The sequence below is a fragment of the Ensifer sesbaniae genome, assembly GCF_013283665.1.
Taxonomy (GTDB): domain Bacteria; phylum Pseudomonadota; class Alphaproteobacteria; order Rhizobiales; family Rhizobiaceae; genus Ensifer; species Ensifer sesbaniae.
The window spans coordinates 480784-503407 of the sequence record NZ_JABEKU010000001.1 but is presented as its reverse complement, the minus strand read 5'-3'; the positions used below and the strand labels follow the sequence as shown (position 1 = coordinate 503407).

At 63.9% G+C, this 22624-nt stretch carries 21 protein-coding genes and 4 pseudogenes; 12 read left to right on the top strand and 13 right to left on the bottom strand.

Features of this window, described 5'->3' with window-relative positions; genetic code table 11:
* Nucleotides 1-33 precede the first annotated feature (33 nt).
* The 3 genes from BHMPCIPO_RS02435 to BHMPCIPO_RS02425 all read right to left on the bottom strand — a co-directional run bounded on the left by BHMPCIPO_RS02435 (nt 34) and on the right by BHMPCIPO_RS02425 (nt 3599).
* Nucleotides 34-1326 (bottom strand): CmpA/NrtA family ABC transporter substrate-binding protein, encoded by a 1293-nt coding sequence (locus tag BHMPCIPO_RS02435; RefSeq protein ID WP_173515293.1) that lies wholly within the window; start codon nt 1324-1326, stop codon nt 34-36.
* 345 nt (nt 1327-1671) lie between these two features.
* Nucleotides 1672-2973, bottom strand: coding sequence for a CmpA/NrtA family ABC transporter substrate-binding protein (locus BHMPCIPO_RS02430; protein ID WP_376741614.1), 1302 nt, complete (start codon nt 2971-2973; stop codon nt 1672-1674).
* A gap of 38 nt (nt 2974-3011) precedes the next feature.
* The gene (locus BHMPCIPO_RS02425; RefSeq protein ID WP_173515292.1) at nt 3012-3599 is read right to left on the bottom strand and encodes an ANTAR domain-containing response regulator; all 588 of its coding nucleotides are present in this window, start codon (nt 3597-3599) and stop codon (nt 3012-3014) included.
* A 174-nt stretch (nt 3600-3773) separates the two neighbouring features.
* Here BHMPCIPO_RS02425 and BHMPCIPO_RS02420 point away from each other — a divergent pair, with 174 nt between their 5' ends.
* The 3 genes from BHMPCIPO_RS02420 to BHMPCIPO_RS02410 all read left to right on the top strand — a co-directional run bounded on the left by BHMPCIPO_RS02420 (nt 3774) and on the right by BHMPCIPO_RS02410 (nt 6322).
* Nucleotides 3774-4580: an AraC family transcriptional regulator gene (locus BHMPCIPO_RS02420; protein WP_173515291.1), complete on the top strand. Its 807-nt coding sequence runs from the start codon at nt 3774-3776 to the stop codon at nt 4578-4580.
* Between the two features lie 92 nt (nt 4581-4672).
* A complete protein-coding gene (locus BHMPCIPO_RS02415) occupies nt 4673-5590 on the top strand; it encodes a DMT family transporter (protein ID WP_173515290.1) in 918 nt (305 codons plus the stop codon).
* 33 nt (nt 5591-5623) lie between these two features.
* On the top strand, nt 5624-6322 hold the full coding sequence (locus BHMPCIPO_RS02410; RefSeq protein ID WP_173515289.1) for a B3/B4 domain-containing protein: 699 nt from the start codon (nt 5624-5626) through the stop codon (nt 6320-6322).
* Nucleotides 6323-6398: 76 nt separating this feature from the next.
* On the opposite strand, the gene BHMPCIPO_RS02405 is transcribed toward BHMPCIPO_RS02410, so the two are convergent.
* Nucleotides 6399-7982 carry a peptide chain release factor 3 gene (locus BHMPCIPO_RS02405; RefSeq protein WP_173515288.1) on the bottom strand — a complete coding sequence of 528 codons (1584 nt, stop codon included), beginning with the start codon at nt 7980-7982 and terminating at the stop codon, nt 6399-6401.
* Nucleotides 7983-8073: 91 nt separating this feature from the next.
* Between BHMPCIPO_RS02405 and dut the strand changes: the two genes are divergently transcribed.
* The gene (gene dut / locus BHMPCIPO_RS02400; protein ID WP_173515287.1) at nt 8074-8547 is read left to right on the top strand and encodes a dUTP diphosphatase; all 474 of its coding nucleotides are present in this window, start codon (nt 8074-8076) and stop codon (nt 8545-8547) included.
* Between the two features lie 11 nt (nt 8548-8558).
* Here the strand turns inward: dut and BHMPCIPO_RS02395 are convergent, their stop codons facing one another.
* On the bottom strand, nt 8559-8996 hold the full coding sequence (locus tag BHMPCIPO_RS02395; RefSeq protein ID WP_173515286.1) for an Lrp/AsnC family transcriptional regulator: 438 nt from the start codon (nt 8994-8996) through the stop codon (nt 8559-8561).
* A gap of 132 nt (nt 8997-9128) precedes the next feature.
* On the opposite strand from BHMPCIPO_RS02395, the gene BHMPCIPO_RS02390 reads away from it, so the two are divergent.
* Nucleotides 9129-10043, top strand: a complete 915-nt coding sequence (locus tag BHMPCIPO_RS02390; RefSeq protein WP_173515285.1) for a DMT family transporter — start codon at nt 9129-9131, stop codon at nt 10041-10043.
* Complete coding sequence (locus BHMPCIPO_RS02385) at nt 10040-10345, top strand: NIPSNAP family protein (RefSeq protein WP_173515284.1); 306 nt, start codon at nt 10040-10042, stop codon at nt 10343-10345. Before BHMPCIPO_RS02390 ends, BHMPCIPO_RS02385 begins: the two co-directional genes overlap by 4 nt.
* A gap of 26 nt (nt 10346-10371) precedes the next feature.
* On the opposite strand, the gene BHMPCIPO_RS02380 is transcribed toward BHMPCIPO_RS02385, so the two are convergent.
* Nucleotides 10372-11004, bottom strand: coding sequence for a LysE family translocator (locus BHMPCIPO_RS02380; protein WP_173515283.1), 633 nt, complete (start codon nt 11002-11004; stop codon nt 10372-10374).
* 177 nt (nt 11005-11181) lie between these two features.
* Here BHMPCIPO_RS02380 and BHMPCIPO_RS02375 point away from each other — a divergent pair, with 177 nt between their 5' ends.
* On the top strand, nt 11182-11799 hold the full coding sequence (locus BHMPCIPO_RS02375; RefSeq protein ID WP_173515282.1) for a LysE family translocator: 618 nt from the start codon (nt 11182-11184) through the stop codon (nt 11797-11799).
* 137 nt (nt 11800-11936) lie between these two features.
* Complete coding sequence (gene cysK, locus BHMPCIPO_RS02370) at nt 11937-12905, top strand: cysteine synthase A (protein ID WP_173515281.1); 969 nt, start codon at nt 11937-11939, stop codon at nt 12903-12905.
* Nucleotides 12906-12990: 85 nt separating this feature from the next.
* On the opposite strand, the gene BHMPCIPO_RS02365 is transcribed toward cysK, so the two are convergent.
* From BHMPCIPO_RS02365 to rsmI, 7 genes and pseudogenes are all read right to left on the bottom strand, one after another.
* Nucleotides 12991-14523: a YifB family Mg chelatase-like AAA ATPase gene (locus tag BHMPCIPO_RS02365; protein WP_173515280.1), complete on the bottom strand. Its 1533-nt coding sequence runs from the start codon at nt 14521-14523 to the stop codon at nt 12991-12993.
* Nucleotides 14524-14807: 284 nt separating this feature from the next.
* Complete coding sequence (gene gshB, locus BHMPCIPO_RS02360; protein WP_173515279.1) at nt 14808-15755, bottom strand: glutathione synthase; 948 nt, start codon at nt 15753-15755, stop codon at nt 14808-14810.
* A gap of 145 nt (nt 15756-15900) precedes the next feature.
* Nucleotides 15901-16338: pseudogene (locus BHMPCIPO_RS02355) on the bottom strand (endonuclease/exonuclease/phosphatase family protein); the annotation flags it as partial.
* A gap of 175 nt (nt 16339-16513) precedes the next feature.
* A pseudogene (ugpC, locus tag BHMPCIPO_RS02350) lies at nt 16514-17583 on the bottom strand (sn-glycerol-3-phosphate ABC transporter ATP-binding protein UgpC).
* Between the two features lie 66 nt (nt 17584-17649).
* A pseudogene (locus BHMPCIPO_RS02345) lies at nt 17650-17985 on the bottom strand (ABC transporter permease subunit); the annotation flags it as partial.
* A 108-nt stretch (nt 17986-18093) separates the two neighbouring features.
* On the bottom strand, nt 18094-18462 hold the full coding sequence (locus tag BHMPCIPO_RS02340; RefSeq protein WP_173515278.1) for a YraN family protein: 369 nt from the start codon (nt 18460-18462) through the stop codon (nt 18094-18096).
* Complete coding sequence (rsmI, locus tag BHMPCIPO_RS02335) at nt 18452-19381, bottom strand: 16S rRNA (cytidine(1402)-2'-O)-methyltransferase (protein WP_376741613.1); 930 nt, start codon at nt 19379-19381, stop codon at nt 18452-18454. The genes BHMPCIPO_RS02340 and rsmI overlap by 11 nt, the downstream gene beginning before the upstream one ends.
* Before the next feature lie 252 nt (nt 19382-19633).
* Here rsmI and dnaN point away from each other — a divergent pair, with 252 nt between their 5' ends.
* The 4 genes and pseudogenes from dnaN (at nt 19634) to pyrF (ending at nt 22606) form a co-directional block, all read left to right on the top strand.
* Nucleotides 19634-20752 carry a DNA polymerase III subunit beta gene (dnaN, locus tag BHMPCIPO_RS02330; RefSeq protein WP_173515276.1) on the top strand — a complete coding sequence of 373 codons (1119 nt, stop codon included), beginning with the start codon at nt 19634-19636 and terminating at the stop codon, nt 20750-20752.
* 235 nt (nt 20753-20987) lie between these two features.
* Complete coding sequence (pmtA, locus tag BHMPCIPO_RS02325; protein ID WP_173515275.1) at nt 20988-21590, top strand: phospholipid N-methyltransferase PmtA; 603 nt, start codon at nt 20988-20990, stop codon at nt 21588-21590.
* Nucleotides 21591-21594: 4 nt separating this feature from the next.
* Nucleotides 21595-21898 (top strand): annotated as a pseudogene (locus tag BHMPCIPO_RS02320) (hypothetical protein).
* Between the two features lie 3 nt (nt 21899-21901).
* Nucleotides 21902-22606, top strand: coding sequence for an orotidine-5'-phosphate decarboxylase (gene pyrF / locus BHMPCIPO_RS02315; RefSeq protein WP_173515274.1), 705 nt, complete (start codon nt 21902-21904; stop codon nt 22604-22606).
* The last annotated feature ends 18 nt before the right edge of the window (nt 22607-22624 follow it).

Below are 22624 nucleotides of genomic sequence, written 5' to 3'. Positions count from 1 at the left end.
GTCGCGAGGTACTGGCCGCGACCATCGCAATGGTCAGGCGACGCGCGAGATCGAAAGGCTCTTGAGGTAGGCGGCTGGATCCGCGGGATCGAAGACCTTGCCGTCGAAGAACTTTTCGACGCCGCGCGATGTGGACGCCGGCACGTCGGTGACGCCCAGATCCTTGGCGGCGTCGCGCCAGATATCCTCACGGTTGACCTTGGAGACGAGCGCCTTGATGTCGGTATCGGGCGCGAACTTGCCCCAGCGGATGTTCTCGGTGAGGAACCAGGCATCGTGGCTCTGGAACGGATAGGAGGCGTGATCGCGCCAGAACTTCATGAAATGCGGGCTCGCTTCGACGACCTTGCCATTGCCGTAGTCGTATTCGCCCTTGAGACGGTCGACGATGTCCTTCGCCGGCACGTTGAACCAGCTGCGCTTGCCGACGATTTTCGCAAGCTCGTCCTTGTTGGCCATGTCGTCGCACCATTGCGCCGCTTCCTGGATGGCCATGGTGAGCGCCTTGGCGGCGCGCGGGTTCTTCTCCACCCAGTCGGCGCGCATGGCGAAGGACTTCTCCGGATGCTCGTTCCAGATCTCGGCGGTGTTGACGGCGGTGTAACCGATCTTCTGATTGACGAGCTGCTCGTTCCAGGGCTCGCCGACGCAGAAACAGTCCATGGTGCCGACCTTCATGTTGGCAACCATCTGCGGCGGCGGCACGACGATGGTTTCGACGTCTGTATCCGGATCGATGCCGCCGGCGGCGAGCCAGTAGCGGATCCAGAGATCATGGGTGCCGCCGGGAAAGGTCATCGCCACCTTGGCGGCGGCACCTTCGGCCTTCTTCTTGGCGAAGGCCTCCTTGAGCGCGGATGCATCGAGGCCAACCTTGAGATCGGCATAGGCCTGGCCGACCGAGATCGCTTGCGCATCGAGATTGAGGCGGGCGAGGATCGCCATCGGCAGCGGCTGGTTGTTCTGGGTGACCTTGCCGGTCGAGATCAGATAGGGCATCGGCGTCAGGATGTGGGCGCCGTCGATGCCGGAGCCGGCGGAGCCCAGCACCAGGTTGTCGCGCGTCGTGCCCCAGGAGGCCTGCTTGACCACCTCGACCTCGGTCATGCCGTATTTGTCGAAGAGCCCCTTTTCCTTGGCGATGATCAGCGGCGCCGAGTCGGTGAGCGCGATGAAGCCGAGCACGGCCTTGGTGGTTTCCGGCCCAGAGCTTTGCGCGAAGGCGCCGGATGGGAAGGCCGACTTGACCGCGCCGAACAAGGCGGCGGTTGCCGTGGTCTTCAGCAGGCTGCGGCGGGTCAGGCCGCCGGTCGAAAACTTGGTCATGCGCAGGTTCCTCTGCTGGCCGGATAATCGGACATAAAAAAACGCCGCTCGGTGCTTGCGTCCGGGATCGGGAGGAATCCTCGGGAACAAAACCTTGCGACGTCGGTGTCTTCGGCAAACGCGATCTGGCGTTTGAGCTCGCTTCGATCGCCGTTGACCGAAGCATTTCTAGAAAAGCAAAGGCCGTGCCAGTTCGCCGGCGTGACCTTTAGATACTTGAATTCAAACTATAATTTCCGATGGCGGACACTAAGCCTATAAATTCGCCTATTGTAGAATCTGCTGAATTATTGTGCGGCGCACATATTTCGCATCCGGACTCTGCACAAACATGGTGCGTCATCCTCAGCTCTCCTGCTCGACGGAAACGCCCGCCATGGAAGCGCGAACGGGGAAAGAGCGGACATAGGCCTCGATATCCGCGGGATCGAAGACGTGCCCGTCCATGAAGCGGTCGCCCGGCCTGTCGCCTTCTATACGAATAGCGGTGTCGGCGGGAATGGCTGCCTTGCCAAGAGCCTGGCGATAGAGGTCGGGGCGATAGGCGGCAGCGGCCAGCGCCTGCATCTCGGGCGACAATCGCGCCTGCCCCCAGCGCACCATCTGGCTGTAGAGCCAGAGCGCCTGGCCAGGACGGGGATAGTTGGCGTGCTCGCGATGGAAGACGAAATAGTCGTCAATCACGCGCCTGTTGCCGGCCGCATCGATGGTGAACTCGCCGGCGAGAACCCGGCGGATGATTTCGACCGGGGCACCGACGTAACGAGGAGCGGCGAGCAGTTCGGCAAGGGTGCCGCGATTGGCAGGCTCGTCGCACCAGCGCGCCGCTTGATCGAGCGCCAGGAGCAGGCGCGATACGGTCTCGGCGTTGCTCTCCGCCCACTCCGGCCGCATGCCGATCACCTTTTCCGGCGCCGAAGGCCAGATGTCCTGCTTGGCGGCGACGATGCGCCCGAGGCCACGCTCGGAAGCCACCATGTTCCAGGGCGCGCCGACGCAGAACCCGTCGATCGCGCCGGCGGCCAGCGCGTCTGACGTCAGCGGTGGCGGCACGACTACGAGCTTGACATCGCGATCCGGATCGATGCCGCCTGCCGCCAGCCAGTAACGGACCTCGTAATTGTGCGAGGAGAAGGGATGGGTGACGCCGAGCCTTGGCGCCGGCTCGCCGCCGTTGCGCATTCGGCTGAGCACGGCAGCAAGCGCACGTGCATGGGCGAGCGCGCTCTCTACCTCGCCGGGATCACCCTCCTCCTGCATGCGCTGGAAGAGCCGGTTGGAAAGCGTGATCGCATTGCCGCCGCGCCCGAGCGAGAAAGGCGCGATCGTCGGCGAGGGATTGGAGCCGAGGCCGAGCATGGCCGCGACCGGCATCGGCGAGAGCATGTGGGCGATATCGAACTGACGAAAGGCGAGACGGTCGCGCACATTGGCCCAGGAGACATCCTTGACGAGATCGAGCGTCAGCCCCTCCTTGCGAGCGAAGCCGAGCTCTGCCGCTGCGATCAGCACGGCGGCATCGACCAGCGGAATGAAGCCGGCGCGGATCGTTCGTGCCCCCTCGCCACCCATTCTCACCGGCGCGGGCAACCCCTCGCCCATCGCCGCGCCGGGTCGCGAATTGTCGATGGTCGTCATGACGTTCACTCCGGTGTCTCCTTCCGACAGCATCGGAAACCGCGCTCTCACATCAGCAGGCCTGCGGCCGTCACCACGCTTTGCGCGATCTCCGATATCTTCTTCTTCTCGTTCATCGCCGTCTGGCGCAGCAGCGCGAAGGCCTCATCCTCGGAAAGCCCGCGCATCTTCATCAGGATGCCCTTGGCCCGCTCGATGACCTTGCGTTCTTCGAGGGCTGATTTCGCATCGGCCAGCTCACGCTGCAGCCGGCTGAAGGCGTTGAAGCGGCTGACGGCCATGTCGAGGATCGGCTTGACGCGCTCCTTCTTCAGTCCGTCAACCACATAGGCCGAGACGCCCGCCTCCACCGCCGCCTCGATCGAGGCTGTATCGGAGCGATCGACGAACATGGCGATCGGGCGCCCGACCGTGCGGGTAAGCTGGAACAGATGCTCCATCATGTCGCGGTTGGGGTTTTCGATATCGATGACGATGACATCAGGCCTCAACGTCTCAATGGTGCGGACCATGCCCTGGACCTCATGGATCACCGTGACCTTGCGATGGCCGGCCTCATGCAGCCCCTCCTCGATGATCGAGGCGCGGATGGCGTTCTCGTCGATCACGAGAATGGTGAGATCCCGATGCGTCATGGCTTATCATGATGCAGCGCAGCAACTTTCGCAACAGGATTTGCCTAATATTTTGACAATCTTTTATTCTGAATAAAATTTACTCAATTTGCCAATTGAATTGGCAAGGCCAGGACGATAGCGGGATGCGCCTGGACGATGTAGAAGACTAGGAGCAAAGGGGTCGGCGCACGGATGGCAAAGGGTCAGTTCAGGATGCTGCACAGCGCGACCGCGGGCATAGACGCGGTCGAGGCGCAATCGCGCCAATCCTTCGCCCGCCATACCCATGACCAGTTCGGCATCGGCCTCATCTACCAGGGTGCCCAGAAATCGCTCAGCGGCCGCGGCATGGTCGAGGCAGGCGTCGGCGACATGATCACCGTCAATCCCGGCGAGGTGCATGATGGCACGCCGATCGGCGACGCCGGGCGCTCCTGGCGCATGCTTTATTTCGATCCCGCCGTCATCTCCGCCGCCGCCGAGGATATCGGCCAGGGCCGCCCGGATGCCGGCGAGTTCGCCTCACCCGCCTTCAGGGATGTGGACGCGGCAAACCAGTTCCGGGCGCTCTTCGCGGCGATCACAGACCCCACGTCACAGGACGAGGCGATCCGGCACGAGGAACGACTTCTGTTGCTGCTTGCAAGCGTTCTTGCCGCCGGCAGGACACGGCGCCTCGAAAGACCGGCAGCCGTCACTGCCGCAAAGATGATGATCGACGATGATCCGACGGCCGCGATCACCCTTGCCGACCTCGCCGCTGAGGCAAGGCTCAGCCGCTTCCAACTGGTACGCAACTTCGCGAAATCGGTCGGCCTGACGCCGCATGCCTATATCGTCCAGCGCCGCATCGATCTCGCCCGCCGCCTGATCGGCGAAGGCATGCCGTTGTCAGAGGCGGCATTCGCCGCCGGCTTCGCCGACCAGAGCCACATGACTCGCATCTTCGTCAGCAAATACGGGCTCTCGCCGGGCGCTTACGCCGAGGCAAGGAAGTAGCACCGCAATTCCGTTCAAGACCCGAAATCCTCTCCGGCGCATTGCTGCACCCACTGCGCATCGAAAACGCGGCACTGCAACGGAGAACGGACATGTCGGAAAAATTTCGGGGCTATTTCTATCTGTCGCTGGCGATGATCCTCGTCGGCAGCACGGTGATCGCCAGCAAGATCATTGCTGCTGGTCTCGCCCCTTTCACCGCGACGGCGATGCGCTTCGCCATCGCCTTCCCGCTGTTCCTGGTGCTGATGAAGTTCACCGGGACGTCGTGGCCGAAACTTAGGGCCGGCGACTGGCTGATCCTCATCGCCCAGGCCGGTGCTGGCAGCGTCGGCTACACCACCCTGCTGATCGCCGGCCTTGGCCTGACGGCGGCAACCGATGCCGGCGTGGTGATTGGGACCCTGCCGGTCGTTTCCGCCGCCATCGCCATCCTCGTTCTCGGCGAGCGCCCCGACCGACGGATGCTTGCGGCGATCGCGCTTGCCGCCGTCGGTGTGCTCGCGATCGTCTTCAAGTCCGGCGAAGGCAGCGCCCATTCTCCGCTCGGCATCGCCCTCATCTTCGGCGCCGTCGTCTGCGAGGGCCTGTTCATCCTTCTCAACAAACGCGTCGGGGCGGAAATCTCGCCGCTTGCGCTTTCGACGCTGATGTCCGGCTTCGGCTTCGCCGTCGCCCTCATCCCCGCGATGTTCGAGGCACATGCGACTGTAGAGATCGACAAGGGCGCGATCATTGCGGTTTTCTATTATGCGCTCGTTCCGACGGTGGCGGGCTTCGTGCTCTGGTATGCCGGCTCCGCACGGGTGAGCGGCACCGAGGCTTCGGTCTTTACGGCCTTGGCCCCGGTTTCGGCCGTGCTCTTCGCCTTCCTGCTGCTCGGTGAACCGGTCGGTCTCCACCAGCTTCTGGGCATCGGCTGCGTGCTCGGCGCCGTTCTTGGACTGACCGTGCCTCAGATCCACTCCAGCCGAAGGGCAGCAGGCGCCCTTCCCGCAAAGGAGGCTTGAGCCAGAATGAACCCACAGGCTTCGAGGATCTCCATGCATTTCCAACACGCAGACGATATCTGGCGCGATTTCCCGGAGCTCAGCGCCGGCGCCCTCTTTATCGACGGCGTACGCAGCGACGTTTCGGTGGAGGGCGAGATTCGTCGCCTCCAGGCGATCGCGAACGAGCGCCTCGGCACAGGCTCGGAAAGCGAGCTGCCGGAAATCCAGGCCTGGCGCCGGACCTTTGCCAAGATGGGGCTGAAGCCGACGCAATATCGTTCGGCCTCCGAGGCGCTGCTCAGGCGCTTCAGGAAGGAAGGCAGCCTGCCGGCGATCCACCCGCTGATCGATCTCTGCAACGCCGCCTCGCTCGCCTTTGCAATCCCGATTGCGGTCTTCGATCTCGAACGCGTCACCGATTTTCTGTTGGTCCGCCGGGCGCTCGGTAACGAAACCTACCTGACCTTCTCGGGAGAGGTGGAATGCCCCGAACCCGGCGAGGTGATCTTTGCGGATGGCGAAGGGCGGGCGCACGCCCGACGCTGGACCAACCGGCAGAGCGGTCATTCGGCGATCCGGCCGCAGACAACACGTGCACTGATCGTTGCCGAAGCCCTGCACGAGACGGCGCGCGACGATGTCGAGCGCTTGACGATCGTGCTTTCCGAGGCGATCGCGGCGGCCTGGGATGTTCGCCCGAGCATGGCCGTGCTCGATCGCTCATCTCCGCGTTTCGATTTTACGATTTAGGGATCTCGTTCAGACGCGGTACTTCAGCGCCGAAAGGCCGGCCGATGCTTCAGCACTGGCCGGCATGATTGGGTGATCAGGCTGCCTTGGCGACGTGATATTCCTTGATCGCGACCATCTTGATCGCCGGGTAGCGTTCTGCCTCGTAGCGCAGCGAGAAGCTGTCCTGCGCGAGGAAGACCGGGTCGCCGTCGAGATCGCGGGCGATGTCGCCGCGGCGCGCCGTGATAAACTTGTCGAGATCGGCGGCCTGATCGGCCGAAATCCAGCGGCAGACCGAGAAGCGCGACATTTCGAAGGAGACCGGCAGGCCGTATTCGGCGCTGAGGCGTTCCTTCAACACGTCGAGCTGCAGTGCGCCGACGACGCCGACGATCGCCGGCGAGCCGTCTTCGGGCGAGAAGAGCTGGACGACGCCCTCTTCCGCCATCTGCTGCAGCGCTTCCTTCAGCTTCTTCGCCTTCATCGCATCTTCCAGCCGTACGCGGCGCAGGATTTCCGGCGAGAAATTCGGCACGCCCTGGAACACCAGCGGCTCACCCTCAGTCAGCGTGTCGCCGATACGAAGCGTGCCGTGGTTCGGGATGCCGACGACGTCGCCCGCATAGGCGGTATCGGCGAGCTGACGCTGCGAAGCGAAGAAGAACTGCGGAGCGCTGAGGCCCAGTTGCTTGCCGGTGCGCGACAGGCGCGCCTTCATGCCGCGCTCGAGCTTGCCGGAGCAGACGCGGGCAAAGGCGATACGGTCGCGATGGTTCGGGTCCATGTTGGCCTGAATCTTGAAGACGAAAGCCGTCATCTTGTCGTCGGTCGCGTGCACCGTGCGGATATCCGCCACCTGGTCACGCGGCGGCGGAGCCATCTCGCCGAGCGCGTTGATGAGATCGCGCACACCGAAGTTGCGCAGCGCCGAGCCGAAGAAGACCGGCGTCAGGTGACCCTCGAGAAAGGCCGTCTTGTCGAAGGGCTTGCAGGCCTCGATCGCCAGCGTCAGCTCGTCGGTGAAGGCGTCGCGCTCGTTTTCCGGCAGGCGATGGGAGGCCATTTCCGCACCGCTGACCTTGGTCGGAATTTCCTGCGTATCGGAGCCGCGCACGGTGTTGTCGGCCAGATGATAGGAACCGCAGAAGGTCTTGGACCGGCCGATCGGCCAGGTCACCGGCGCGCAATCGAGCGCCAGCTTTTCCTCGACTTCATCCAGGATCTCGAAGGGATCGCGGCTCTCGCGGTCCATCTTGTTGACGAAGGTGATGATCGGGATATCACGCATGCGGCAGACTTCGAAAAGCTTCAGCGTGCGCGGCTCGATACCCTTGGCGGCGTCGATGACCATGACCGCGGCATCCACCGCCGTCAGCGTGCGATAGGTGTCGTCGGCGAAGTCTTCGTGGCCGGGCGTATCGAGAATGTTGAAGACGTTGCCGCCATATTCGAAGGTCATCACCGAGGTGACGACCGAGATGCCGCGCTCGCGCTCGATCTTCATCCAGTCCGAACGGGTCTGGATGCGATCCTTCTTGGCCTTGACCTCGCCGGCGAGCTGGATGGCGCCGCCGAACAGCAGCAGCTTTTCGGTGAGCGTGGTCTTACCGGCGTCCGGGTGCGCAATGATCGCAAATGTGCGGCGGCGGGAGACCGCCTCGGCGAGAGTTTCAGCCATGTCGTAGAATCCTGTGAGTTGCCGCGTCCTTTACAGGCTCGGCCCCGATTATGCAATTGACCGAGGCACCCACGCGCCGGCTTATGCGACCATGAGCACACATCCATCCGAATCCCGCCCGACCCTCAACCTCGTTCGCCTGCCGCACGGCGAGGGCCTCGAGCTGCCGGCCTATGAGACATCCGGTGCCGCTGGCATGGATTTGCGCGCGGCCGTTCCCGCCGATCGCCCGCTCATGCTCACGCCGGGCAAGCGGGCGCTGGTGCCGACGGGCTTCGTCTTCGAGGTTCCGGCGGGCTATGAGGCGCAGATCCGCCCGCGCTCAGGGCTCGCCTTCAAGCATGGCATCACCTGCCTCAACACGCCCGGCACGATCGACAGCGACTATCGCGGCGAGGTGAAGGTGCTGCTCGTCAATCTCGGCGACGAGGATTTCGTCATCGAGCGCGGCATGCGCATTGCCCAGATGGTGATCGCGCCGGTCACGCAGGTCACGGTCCGCGAGGCTGACGGGGCGAGCGAGACGGCCCGCGGCGCCGGCGGCTTCGGCTCGACGGGCGTTTAAACGAGATTTTTCTAAATCAGAGGCGGCAGGCGGCGCTTGACCGGCGACGACTTGACGATCGAAGTGTTGGTCTGCGCCTTCTCGGCGATCCGGTCGAGGATCGTGTCGAGCTGCGCCATGTCGCGAACGAAGAGCTTGGCGATGAAACAATCGTCGCCGGTGACCTTGTCGCATTCGACGATTTCGGGCGTGTCCTGGATCAGCCGCTCGACGATGTGCAGCATGCCCGGCATCGGCCGCACGCGGATGACGGCCTGCAGCGGATAGCCGACTTTCACCGGGTTGAGGGCGATGGTGAAGCCGTCGAGAATGCCGCGCTCTTCCAGCTTGCGGAGACGATCCGCAGCACTCGGAGAGGATAGCCCCGCCTCCTGCGCCAGTTCCTTCAGCGACACCCGGGCATTGGCCGCCAGAATGTCGAGGATTCGTCGGTCAATCTCGTCCAGCATCACGACACCATAAGCCACAACAACAAACAGAACTTCGATAATTAGGCAATATAGCATAATTGCCTTTGTTCATCCATGGGAAAGGCCGTAAGCACCGGCTATTCTCCAATCACCAAACATGGAGCAGTGGTCATGAACAACGAACTCAAGCGCGGCAGCACCGAGATGACGGCGGCCATGCTGATATCCGGAACCATCGGCTTGTTCGTGCTGATGTCGGGGCAGCCGGTGACGAGCGTGGTGTTTTGGCGCTGCATCTTCGGGGCCTTCACTCTCGTGGCCATCGCCTGGGCGCTCGGGCTCCTCGAGCGTCGTCACTTCAGCCGGCGGATGCTGCTGCTCTCGGTTGCCGGCGGCATCGCGATCGTCGTCAACTGGCTGTTGCTCTTCGCCGCCTATTCCCATGCGTCGATCTCGATCGCCACGATGGTCTACAACACGCAACCCTTCATGCTGCTGGGCCTCGGCGCGCTGTTCCTCGGCGAGAAGATCACCGCCACCAAGATCTTTTGGCTTACCGTCTCCTTCGCCGGCATGCTGGCGATCGTCGCCGCCAAGCCCGGCCAGGGCTTCGCCCCGGAAAGCTATCTGACCGGCATTGCGCTCGCGGTCGCTGCCGCCTTCTTCTATGCGATCGCAGCGATCACAACGAAGTTGCTCAAGGGCACGCCGCCGCATCTGATCGCGCTGGTACAGGTGATCACCGGGACCGTGATGCTCGCGCCGATGACGCTCGCCGCCGCCGCACCATCAGGGCCCGCACAGTGGTCGATCCTCCTCACCCTCGGTGTCATCCACACCGGGCTGATGTATGTGCTGCTCTATGGCGCGATCCAGCGGCTGCCGACGCATATGACCGGCGCGCTCTCCTTCATTTACCCGATCGCAGCCATCGTCGTGGACCGCGTCGCTTTCGGCCATCAATTGCAGCCGGTCCAGATCCTCGGCTCTGTGGCGATCCTGATCGCCGCCGCCGGCATGAATCTCGGCTGGAAACTTCGCCTCCCCTCCACTATCAAGCGTGAGCGCGAAGGGAGAACGGCATGATCACCTGCTACCTGAAATACGTCATCGACCCCTACAAGCTCGCCGAGTTCGAGCACTACGCCAAGCTCTGGATTCCGCTCGTCAATCGGCTGGGCGGAACGCATCACGGCTATTTCATGCCGCATGAGGGGGCAAACAACATCGCGCTCGCGCTTTTCAGCTTTCCGAGCCTTGCGGCCTACGAGAGCTATCGCAAGGAGATGGCCGCGGATCCGGAATGCCTGGAGGCTTTCGCCTATGCCGAGAGGACGCGCTGCATCGTCAGCTACGAGCGCAGCTTCATGCGGCCGGTTTTCGAGTAATCCTCTGGGGATAGGGCAGGCACCGGCTATCGCCGCGCTTCGGCCGCCATGCCGAGCGCAAAGCCGAACAGCGCCGTGCCCATGGCCCAGCGCTGAACCACCATGAACAGCGGCCGCCCGGCGAGAAACGCGGCGATGCCGCTGGCTGCAAGCGCGATCATCGCGTTGACGGTAACGCTGGTCACAATCTGGATCGAGCCGAAGACCAGCGACTGGCCGAGCACATTGCCGAGCTCCGGCCGGATGAACTGGGGCAGAAGCGAAAGATAGAGCACCGCCACCTTGGGATTGAGCAGGCTCGTCAGGAACCCCATGACGAAGAGCTTCTTCGGCCCGTCCTTCGGCAGTTGGCGGACCTGAAAAGGCGACCGACCGCCCGGCCTGACCGCCTGCCAGGCGAGATAGAGAAGATAGCCGGCGCCTGCGAGACGCAGCGCGTCATAGGCGAAGGGCACGGCGAGAAGCAGCGCGGTGATGCCGAGCGCGGCAGAGACCATGTAGACGACGAAACCGAGTGCGACGCCGCCGAGCGAGATCAGTCCGGCGCCCGGTCCCTGGCTGATCGAGCGCGAGATCAGGTAGATCATGTTCGGCCCCGGGGTCAGCACCATGCCGAGTGCCAGCAGGGCAAAGCCGATGAGATCCTTCAATTCCGGCATGGAAGCGCGCCTTTCGCTCGTTTTTCAGCAAGCTCTACCGATCCGGCGTCGGCGGGCAATGCCAGACTTGTCACCCGGTCAATTTTGCCGCCAGACGCGCCCATTGGCCGCCGTCCCATGATTTCCCTTTTTGGCGGTTTGCGTTAAAAGCCTGCACCACCATTGGGAGGAACGTCCATGACGCTCGCGGCCCTCATCGCCTATAGCGGTGCCCTTTTCATCGCGGCGGCCATCCCCGGTCCCGGCGTGACCGCGCTGGTCGCGCGGGCGCTCGGTTCCGGCTTTCGCGAAACCTTCTTCATGGGCCTCGGCGTGATCCTCGGCGATATGGTCTATCTGACGGCTGTCGTGCTCGGGCTGGCGCTGATTGCGCAGACCTTCACCACCATCTTCCTGGTGGTGAAGTTCGCCGGGGTGCTCTATCTCGGCTATATCGCCTGGAAGCTCTGGACCGCCGGGCTGCTGCCTAAGGACATCAAGGCGAAGCCATCGACGAATGCGGCAATGTCGTTCGTCTCCGGCCTGCTCGTCACTCTCGGCAACCCGAAGACGATGCTGTTCTATGTGGCGCTGGTGCCGACGCTGATCGACATTGCCGCGATCGGCCCGCGCGACTACGGCCTGCTGCTGACGGCAACCTTCCTGGTGCTCTTGACGGTGCTCGTTCCCTACATGCTGCTCGCCGCGCGGGCGCGCTTGCTGCTCAAGCAACCCAAGGCGCTGAAGGCGCTGAACCGTGTAGCAGCCAGCGTGCTTGCGGGAACGGCCGCCTATATCGCCGTTCGCGCGGGCTGAAAGAACTTTTCCCGAACAACGCATTCGCCGGTGATTTTTCCTTCGGCAGGTCATCCTGTCGCGTTCGCCGTTCTGGCATTGGACGGCCGTTGTTCCTATTCTCAGAGACGAACAATCTACGTCCAAGGGAGAGCCTCATGTCCGACACACGCAAGCCCGGCCGCGGCCGCGTCTATTCCTCGATTACGGAAACGATCGGCGACACGCCCATCGTGCGGCTGGACAAGCTTGCCAAGGAGAAGGGCGTGAAGGCGAACCTGCTCGCCAAGCTCGAATTCTTCAATCCGATCGCCTCGGTCAAGGACCGCATCGGCGTGGCGATGATCGAGAGCCTGGAAGCCCAGGGCAAGATCGTTCCCGGCCGCACGACCCTGATCGAACCGACCTCGGGCAATACCGGCATCGCGCTCGCCTTCGTCGCCGCTGCCAAGGGCTACAAGCTGATCCTCACCATGCCGGAGACCATGTCGGTCGAGCGACGCAAGATGCTGGCGCTGCTCGGCGCCGAACTGGTGCTGACGGAAGGCGCCAAAGGCATGAAGGGCGCGATCGCCAAGGCACAGGAACTGGTCGAGACCCTGCCCGACGCGATCATCCCGCAGCAGTTCGAAAATCCGGCCAACCCGGAAATTCACCGCAAGACCACGGCAGAGGAGATCTGGAACGATACCGACGGCGCGGTCGACATCTTCGTGTCCGGTATCGGCACCGGCGGCACGATCACCGGTGCCGGCCAGGTATTGAAGGCGCGCAAGCCTTCGATCCAGGTGATCGCGGTCGAGCCGGAGGAATCGCCCGTTCTCTCCGGTGGAGCGCCCGGCCCGCACAAAATCCAGGGCATCGGCGCAGGCTTCGCCCCGGCAATCCTCGACACCTCGATCTATGACGAGATCGTCACGGTCAATAGCGGCGAAGCCATCGACGCCGCCCGCCTCGTCGCCAGGCTCGAAGGCGTGCCGGTGGGCATCTCCGCCGGCGCGGCACTGACGGCCGCGATCGAGGTCGGCCAGCGTGAGGAAAATGCCGGCAAGACCATTGTCGTCATCATCCCGTCCTTCGCCGAACGCTATCTCTCGACGGCGCTGTTCGAGGGCCTCGGCGGCTGATCGGCCTGCCAGACCTGGTCAAAGGGCGCCGCGCGGGCCGGCGTCGTGAAACACATGGATCGGGTGTCGCAGAGCCGACCGTCTGCTATGCCGCCGCCTGCAGCCTTTCGCCGGCGATGCGGTAGGAAATCGCCTCGGCCAGATGGATGCGGCCGACCGTCGGCGCGCCATCGAGGTCGGCGAGCGTGCGCGCGACTTTCAGCACACGGTGGTAGCCGCGCGCGGAGAATTTCATCTTTTCGGCGGCGTCCCTGAGGAGTTGCAGGCCCGCGGTGTCGGGCTCGGCGATTTTCTCGATCATCGATGTCGATGAGCGGGCATTGCTCGTCAATTCCGCATGGCCAAGGGCGGCGAAGCGGTCGATCTGCAAGGCCCGGGCGCGGGCAACCCGGCGGGCCACGACCTCACTGCTTTCGGCAGCCGCCGGCTTCAGGAGATCGGCGGCGCTGACGGCCGGCACGTCGATACGGATGTCGATGCGATCCATCAGCGGGCCGGAGATGCGCGCCTGATAGTCTGCCATGCAGCGGGGTCCACGCGCGCAGCTGTGGCCGGGCTCGCCCGCCATGCCGCAGCGGCAGGGGTTCATGGCGGCGACGAGCTGGATCGCGGCGGGATAGCTGACGCGGTGATTGGCGCGGGCGATGATGCATTCGGCCGTTTCGAGCGGCTGGCGCAGTGCATCCAGCACCTGCGGCGAGAATTCCGGAAACTCGTCGAGGAACAGCACGCCATGATGGGCGAGCGACGCCTCGCCGGGTTTGGCACGCAAGCCGCCACCGACCATGGCGGCCATGGTGGCGGAATGGTGCGGCGTGCGGAACGGCCGCCGGTCCGACAGCTTGCCGCCCGGCAATTGCCCGGCGATCGAATGGATCATCGACACTTCGAGGAGCTCGGCCGGACTGAGTGGCGGCAGGATCGATGGCAGCCGCGCAGCCAGCATCGACTTTCCCGATCCGGGCGGGCCGACCATCAGCAGATTGTGGTTGCCGGCGGCCGCGACCTCGAGCGCCCGCTTGGCGCTTTCCTGGCCCTTGATGTCGGCGAGGTCGGGCAGGTTGGCAGAGCCCGAGCGGATCGCGGCCTGCGGCCGCGAAAGCACCTGCGTGCCGCGGAAATGGTTGGCGATGGCGATCAGGCTTCGCGGCGCGAGAATGTCGATGTCAGCCCCGGCCCAGGCGGCCTCCGCCCCGCTTTCGGCTGGGCAGATCAGCCCCTTGCCGAGCGCATTGGCGCCGATCGCCGCCGGCAGCGCGCCGGCAACCGCGGCAATGGTGCCATCGAGGTTGAGTTCGCCGATCACGACATAGGGCGCCAACGCGTCGCCGGGAATGGCGCCGAGCGCCGCCATCAGGCCAAGCGCGATTGCCAGATCGAAATGGCTGCCTTCCTTGGGCAGATCGGCGGGGGCGAGATTGACGGTGACGCGCTTGGCCGGCAGCGCCAGACCGGAAGCGTGAAGCGCCGCCTGCACCCGCTCGCGGCTTTCGGCGACCGCCTTGTCCGGCAGGCCGACGATCTGCATGCCGACCTTGCCCGGTGCAACCATCACCTGAACGTCGACCGGCAGACCCTCGATACCCTGAAATGCGACCGTGCTGACACGCGCGACCATGATTATCCCCTCGCCCAGGCAGCCCAACTCATGGGCGCCGCAACCGCCTTGGGTTGCAAGACGGAGCCTTGCACGGATCACGCACAAAAACAAGAACAATTACAGAACATATGCTGGCACGAAACCAGCGCGCTGTCGTCGACGAGGACGCTCGAGTGAGCAGCCCCGGGCGGAGCCGCGGCAATCTCTATTGGCCGGAAGTACCTCTATAGCGCCGCGCGTCTTAGCAGACGCCCAAAGATCGAGGTCGATTCAAGGAGACACGCAGTAGGAAGAGCGTCGGATCAGGCGCGCTTGTGCTCGATCGCGTCCCAGAGCAGGCTGGCTATGTCGGCGCCGCCGAATTTCTTCACTTCGCGGATGCCGGTCGGCGAGGTGACGTTGATCTCGGTCATATAGTCGCCGATGACGTCGATGCCGACGAAGAGGAACCCGCGGGCCTTCAGCGCCGGGGCGATACGGGCGCAGATTTCCTTTTCGCGGGCCGTCAGTTCGGTCGGCTCGGGCCGGCCGCCGGCATGCATGTTGGAGCGGGCGTCGTGCGCGGCCGGAACGCGGTTGATGGCGCCGACCGGTTCGCCGTCGACGAGCAGGATGCGCTTGTCGCCCTTGCGCACCGCCGGCAGGTATTCCTGGGCAATGAAGGGCTCGCGGAACATCTGGCCGAACATTTCGAGCAGCGACGACAGGTTGCGGTCGTCACGGGTCGAGTGGAAAACACCAGCGCCGCCATTGCCGTAGAGCGGCTTCAGGATGATGTCGCCCATCTCCTGGCGGAAGCTGGCGATCTCGGCGGGGTCGCGGGTAATCAGCGTCTTCGGCATCAGGTCGGCGAATTCGGTGACGAAGATCTTCTCCGGCGAGTTGCGCACCCAGGCCGGATCGTTGACGACCAGCGTCTTCGGATGCAGGCGCTCCAGAAGGTGGGTCGAGGTGATGTAGGCCATGTCGAAGGGCGGGTCCTGACGGAGCAGGATGACGTCCATGGTCGAAAGATCAACGCGCTCAGCCTCGCCAAGCGTGAAGTGATCGCCCTTGACGTCGCGCAGCGTCATCTGCTGCACGCTTGCATAGACCTTGCCGTCGCGCAGCGACAGTTTTTCGGGCGTGTAGTGGAAGAGGCGATAGCCGCGCCACTGTGCCTCGAGGCTCATCGCGAAGGTGGAGTCACCCGCAATGTTGATGCCCGACACATGGTCCATCTGGACCCCGACATTGACGATTTTCGCCATCTTCCCGTCCCTATTGCATCACGGAAACCCGCGATCGATTTCAAACCGCCAGAGCGGAGTGGCCGCGGAAATCGCACGCCATTCTACTCTGAAAAAGCCCGCAACATGTAGAATGCGGGCGGGCCTTAGGCAAGGCGAGGTGAGGCTATTCGAAGCCTTCGACGAGGCAGGTGATGAGATCGTGATCCGAGAGCGGCCGGCCGGACGGATCGAGCTAGGGAATGATCCTGGTTTCGCCGATCGTCAGCCCCCGCGAAAGGAACCAGTCGAGCTTCATCGCGCGCTCCGGCCAGCGGGTAATCAGGCTCGGTCGGGTGGTCATCACCTCGAGCGGGCCGCCGTGGCGGGTGAAGCCGCGGGCGGTGCTCATGGCAAAGAGCCCTTCCGCCTCGAAGTCGCCGCCGGCATGGTTGCCAGTGTTGAGATCGCCACCGATCAGCATGGGCAGGCCCGGGAAGGCCTCGTCGAGCGCATCGATCAATTCCCTGACCTGGCGCTCGCGATAGGCGGCAGTGGTGGCGCTTTCGAGATGGGTGGAGACGGCGACGAAGGGACCCGCCTCGGTCTCGATGACGGCGCCGATCGTAAACGGAAGCGCGAGCGGCATGGTCGAGGATGGCGCGCCGCCGACCTCGATGCTGTTCATCTCCGGGCGCGCGGCATGGCTGCGTCATGGGCTGCGACGGTGCGCACGACCCCGGCAAAACCAGCACGGACTTCAGCCGATGGAACGACAAGTTGCTCTACGGTTTCGTGGATCACGATACGGTCTCCAGGCGCAGGCTCTGCGCCGACTGATCGTCGCCCGCGACAGACGTGCCGCGCTCCAGCCGCTTGCCGGTTTCGGGCGAGAAGAAGTGCAGGCAGTCGACGGCGATCGTCACGGCAAGATCGCCGGACAGCGGCGTTTCAGGAGAGAGAGCGATCGTCAGCTGCTGATCGTCGATGGTTCCGTGCACGAGACGCTGCGCGCCCAGCTCCTCGACATAGTCGACCTGGAACAGCATGGCGTCCTCACCGACGGCAGCGAGCCTGAGGTCCTCGGCGCGCAGGCCGACGGTGACGGCGCCTTCCACCGGAGCGCGACCGGCAAGGGCAATCTTGTAGAGACCGATCTGCAGGCTGCCGCCTTCGATGTGCCCCTTCACCAGGTTCATTGCCGGCGAGCCGATGAAGCTCGATCTGCTCGATGCGGCCGCCGTTCAGCACTACCAGCCGGTCGGCGAGCGTCATCGCCTCCAGCTGGTCGTGGGTGACGTAGAGCGAGGTCGTGCCGAGGCGCTTCTGTAGCCGCTTGATTTCGCCGCGCATGGAGACGCGCAGCTTGGCGTCGAGGTTGGAGAGCGGTTCATCGAAGAGGATGGCCGCTGGCTTGCGCACGATGGCGCGGCCCATGGCGACGCGCTGGCGCTGGCCGCCGGAGAGCGCGCGGGGCTTGCGGGAAAGATAGGGCTCGATCTCCAGCATGCGGGCGGCTTCGGCGACGCGGGCATCGATCTCGGCCTTCGGCCGTCTTGCGGTTCCTGAGGGCATAGGCAAGGTTGTCGTAGATGGTCATGTGCGGATAGAGCGCATAGTTCTGAAAGACCACGGCGATACCGCGCTCGGCCGGATCGACGTCGTTGATGACGCGTGAACCGATCGTCACCGTGCCCTTGGACATCGTCTCGAGGCCCGCGACCATGCGCAGGAGCGTGGACTTGCCGCAGCCGGACGGACCGACCAACACGATGAATTCGCCGTCCTCGATGTCGATCGAGACGGATTTCACCGCCTCGACATTGCCGTGAAAGATCTTCGAGACCTCGGCGATGGTAATGGCCGCCATGGCTGCCTCCGTTGAAATGGTGCCGTTTCGGGAGCGGGCGGGAGACTTGTCCCACCGCCGCCCCGCCTACTTGTCGCTTTCCGTCAGGCCCTTGATGAACCAGCGCTGGAAGATCACGACGATCATCACAGGCGGCAGCATGGCGAGGATCGCCAGCGCAAAGGCCTCGTTGTAGTCGGGAATGTTCGAGCCGACCCAGACGAGCAGGATCTGCTTGATGCCGCGCACCAGCGTGAAGAAGCCTTCGTCGGTGGTCATCAGCGTCGGCCAGAGATACTGGTTCCAGCCGTAGACGAACATGATGATGAAGATCGCCGCCATCATGGTTCGCGACAGCGGCACCAGGACGTCGATGAAGAACTTGAACGGTCCCGCGCCATCGATGCGCGCCGCCTCGACAATGACAGGCTGGTTACGCTTTTGTGTCGGAACGATTACAAATTCGACAATATGTTCCAAGTCGGGGTGCCGGCGGAACACCGCGATCATTTTCCCTGATCCCGCCCCGGTTCAGAAGGCATCCGGCAGGTGCCGCGGCCAACCCCAGGGCGTCACCGTGACGATGTCGTAACGCACTGAAAGCCTGCTGAAATCTGGTTGTTTGGCTAGCCAGAGATCGCTCGCAGCGCGAATGCGCTTTTGCGCCGTGGCCGTCACCGCGAAGACGCCGTCTTCGGCCGAGCGGCGCGCCTTGACCTCGACGCAGGCAATGAGGTCGCCGCGCCTTGCGATGATGTCGATCTCGCCGAGCTTGGTGCGATGGCGCATGGCGACGATGCGATACCCCTTCAGCAACAGGCAGAGTGCTGCGCGATACTCGGCGAGGTATCCGCGCCTCAGCGCCTTCAGTCTCCGCCGATCGCCCGCATCAGTCGCCATGGCGCTCCTTCAATTGCAGCAGGCGGTCATAGAGTTCCCTGCGCGGCAGGCCAGTCTGGCGGGCAGCTTCGGTCGCCGCCTTGCCTGCCGGCATGTCGGTGATGAGGCTTAGCAGCAGGGCGTCGACATCGGCCGCTTCCGGCTCGGGTGCTGCATCCGGCGGACCGATGACGAGAACGATCTCGCCTTTGACGGCACCTGCCTCTTCATAATGGGCGGCAAGCTCGCCGAGCGTGCCACGGCGGAACTCCTCGAAGGTCTTGGTGAGCTCGCGGCAGACGGCAGCCCGTCTCCCCTCGCCGAGCACCTCGGCCGCGGCCGCTACCGTCGTGGCAATCCGGTGCGGCGATTCAAAGAACATGATCGTCGCCGGCACGGTCGCGAATTCCTTGAGGCGATCGCGCTTCGCCTTGTCCTTGGTCGGCAGGAAACCGGCAAAGAGGAAGGCGTCGTTCGGCAGGCCAGAACCGACTAGGGCGGCGAGCGGCGCCGAGGCACCGGGGATCGGCACGACGCGGTGTCCCGCCTCGATCGCAAGCTGGGCCAGGCGGTAGCCGGGATCGGAGACCAACGGCGTACCGGCATCGGAGACGAGTGCGACCGATCGCCCTTCGGCGAGCGCTGCCAGCAACCGTGGCCCGGCCTCGTCGGCATTGTGTTCATGGTACGCATAGGGCCGGTTCACGATGCCGTAGCGGTCGAGCAGCACGCGCGTGACCCGCGTGTCCTCGCAGGCGAGCACATCGGCGCCGGCGAGCGTTTCCAGCGCCCGCAGCGTGATATCGCCGAGATTGCCAATCGGAGTTGCCACCAGATAGAGTGCGGCATCGAGCGGACGGGCCGGGACGCTGACATTGTGCAGGCGATAGCTGCGCTCTCTCTGCCCGCCGGATGGTTCCGATATCTTCTGTTTTTCCACCTGCAACGTCCTGATCATGCTCGCCGAAGCGCCTGTTCGGACTTTATGAGTGAGCCGGCACGGCAGGGCAAGGGTCGAGCGGCGAGCCGGCGTACCACATCTGGGGACAGAAGCCCTCAAACCCCTTGCTTTCCGGGCGCTGTTTCTGCCATTTTGCCGGTCCACATCTTTCCGGTCGGTCGGCCGGGACACTCGCAGTTGACGCTCAGGCGGGCGCCTCGTCCGCCGGGCAATGGTTGAAAGCGGCATCCCATGCGCATTACTCTCGAGCGGTCCAACCTCCTGAAATCGCTGAACCACGTGCACCGCGTGGTCGAGCGGCGAAACACGATCCCGATCCTCTCGAACGTGCTCTTGCGTTCCGACGGCGCGAGCCTGGAAATGAAGGCGACCGACCTCGACCTCGAAATCACCGAGGCGACGCCGGCGCAGGTGGAACAGTCGGGCGCGACCACGGTGCCGGCGCATCTGCTCTACGACATCGTGCGCAAGCTGCCCGACGGTTCGGAAGTGCTGCTCGCCACCAATGCCGAGGGCACGGCGATGACCGTTGCCTCGGGCCGTTCGAAATTCTCGCTGCAGTGCCTGCCGCAGTCCGACTTCCCGGATCTCACCGCCGGCAGCTTCTCGCACTCCTTCCGCCTCAAGGCGACCGACCTCAAGATGTTGATCGATCGCACCCAGTTTGCGATCTCGACCGAGGAAACCCGCTACTATCTCAACGGCATCTTCATGCACACCGTCGAGAGCAAGGGCGAACTGAAGCTGCGCGCCGTCGCCACCGACGGTCACCGCCTCGCCCGCGCCGACGTCGAAGCGCCGTCGGGCTCGGAGGGCATGCCGGGCATCATCATCCCGCGCAAGACCGTCAGCGAATTGCAGAAGCTGCTCGACAATCCGGACCTCGTCGTCACCGTCGAAGTGTCCGATGCCAAGATCCGCCTGACCATCGGCTCGATCGTCATGACCTCGAAGCTGATCGACGGCACTTTCCCGGATTACCAGCGCGTGATCCCGGCCAACAACGACAAGGAACTGCGCGTCGATTGCCAGTCCTTCGCCCAGGCCGTCGACCGCGTGTCGACGATCTCGTCCGAGCGCGGCCGCGCCGTCAAGCTGGCGTTGAGCGAGGGCCAGATGACGCTGACGGTCAATAATCCGGATTCCGGCAGTGCTACCGAAGAACTGCCCGTCGGTTACGAACACGACCCACTCGAAATCGGCTTCAATGCCAAGTACCTGCTCGACATCACCTCGCAGCTGACCGGCACCGATGCGATCTTCATGCTGGCCGATCCGGGTTCGCCGACGCTCGTTCGCGATCTTGCTGCCGAAGACGCGCTTTACGTGCTCATGCCGATGCGCGTGTAACCGGGCCTGACGTGGTGCAAATACCAACCCGTCACGCCTGCGCGTGACGGGTTTTTTATTGGTCGATCCATCCGGCGGCTGTTGATAAGCGGACGCTTTCAGGCGCAGATAGACTTGTTTTTGCCGCAGATGGGGACACATTATTATTGCCGCCGCCGCGACCGGCTCGAATCAGCGAGCGAGGATCCATAGCGGGCGGCCGTATGAGGAGAGGACGACGGTTTTGAGGGGTTCAATGAATTTGCGCGTGAAGGTGAAGGAACGGCTCGGACGGAAGTTCGACGAGGAAATTCGCTTTTTCAAGGGATGGATGAGCAATGCCAAGGCTGTCGGCGCAATCCTGCCGACCTCTTCCGTTACCGCGCGCCGAATGGCGAGCGTCATCAATCCCGCCTCGGGCTTGCCGGTTCTCGAGCTGGGCCCGGGCACTGGCGTCATTACCAAGGCAATTCTGGAACGCGGCCTGCCCGCATCGAGCCTGGTCTCGGTCGAATATTCCACCGACTTCTATAACCAGCTCAAGGTCAACTTCGCCGGCGTCAACTTCGTCAATGGCGATGCCTTCGATCTGGAACATACGCTCGGCGAACTGAAGGGGCAGACCTTCGACAGCGTCGTCTCGGCGGTGCCGCTTCTGAACTTTCCGATGCACCGGCGCGTCGAACTGATCGAGGATCTGCTGTCACGCATTCCGGCCGGCCGGCCGGTCGTACAGATTTCCTATGGACCCCTGTCGCCCGTCGTCGCCATGCCGGATCGCTACAGCATCCAGCACCTCGACTTCGTCGTGCGCAACATCCCGCCGGCACAGCTTTGGGTCTATCGTCGGGCACACTGACGGAATGTTCGGGGTCTACCTCACCCATCCGCAGGTCCAGATCGATCCGGACGTGCCCATTCCGCGATGGGGACTTTCCTCCGTTCGCCGCGAGCGTGCGGCCAGAACTGCGGCCTTGCCTTGGGTGCGTTCGCTCGGCAGGGTCGTCTCGAGCGACGAAACCAAGGCGATCGAGGCTGCTCGGCGCACCGATTGCCCGCAGTTCCGACCAGAAGGGTAGTGGCGGCGGCAACGTCTTCGCTTTCCGCCTTGCGGATCGCGCCGTCGCATGCGACTGGACCGTCATGGAAAACTGGCAGGGGATCTAGACGATGACCGAAACCGCGCGCGACAGACTGATCGTGGGCCTCGACCTTCCGACGATCGCCGATGCCGAGAGGATCGTGTCGACGCTCGGCAACGAGGTCTCCTTCTACAAGATCGGCTATCAGTTGGTCTTTGCCGGTGGGCTCGAATTCGCGCGCGACCTTGCCAAGAGCGGCAAGAAGGTCTTCCTCGACATGAAGCTGCTCGACATCGACAACACGGTTGCCAAGGGTGTCGAGAACATCGTCAAGATGGGCATGTCGATGCTGACCCTGCACGCCTATCCGAAAGCGATGAAGGCGGCCGTCGAGGCTGCCAGGGGTTCCGACCTCTGCCTGCTCGGCGTGACCGTGCTCACCTCGATGGACGAGCAGGACGTGATCGATGCCGGCTATGAATACGATCCGCATACGCTGGTGCTGCGCCGGGCCGAACAGGCGCGCGCGGCCGGCATGGGCGGCATCGTCTGCTCGGCCGAGGAATCCGCCGCGGTCCGCAAGATCATCGGGCCGGACATGGCGCTGGTCACCCCGGGCATCCGCCCGGCCGGCGCCGACAAGGGCGATCAGAAGCGGGTGATGACGCCGGCCGAAGCGCTGAAGGCCGGCTCCAGCCATCTCGTCGTCGCGCGCCCAATCGTCGCAGCCACTGAGCCGCTTGCCGCCGCCCGCGCCATTCTGGCGGAGATGGACGGGGCTCTCCCGCGCTGACGCGGGAAGTATTCCTGA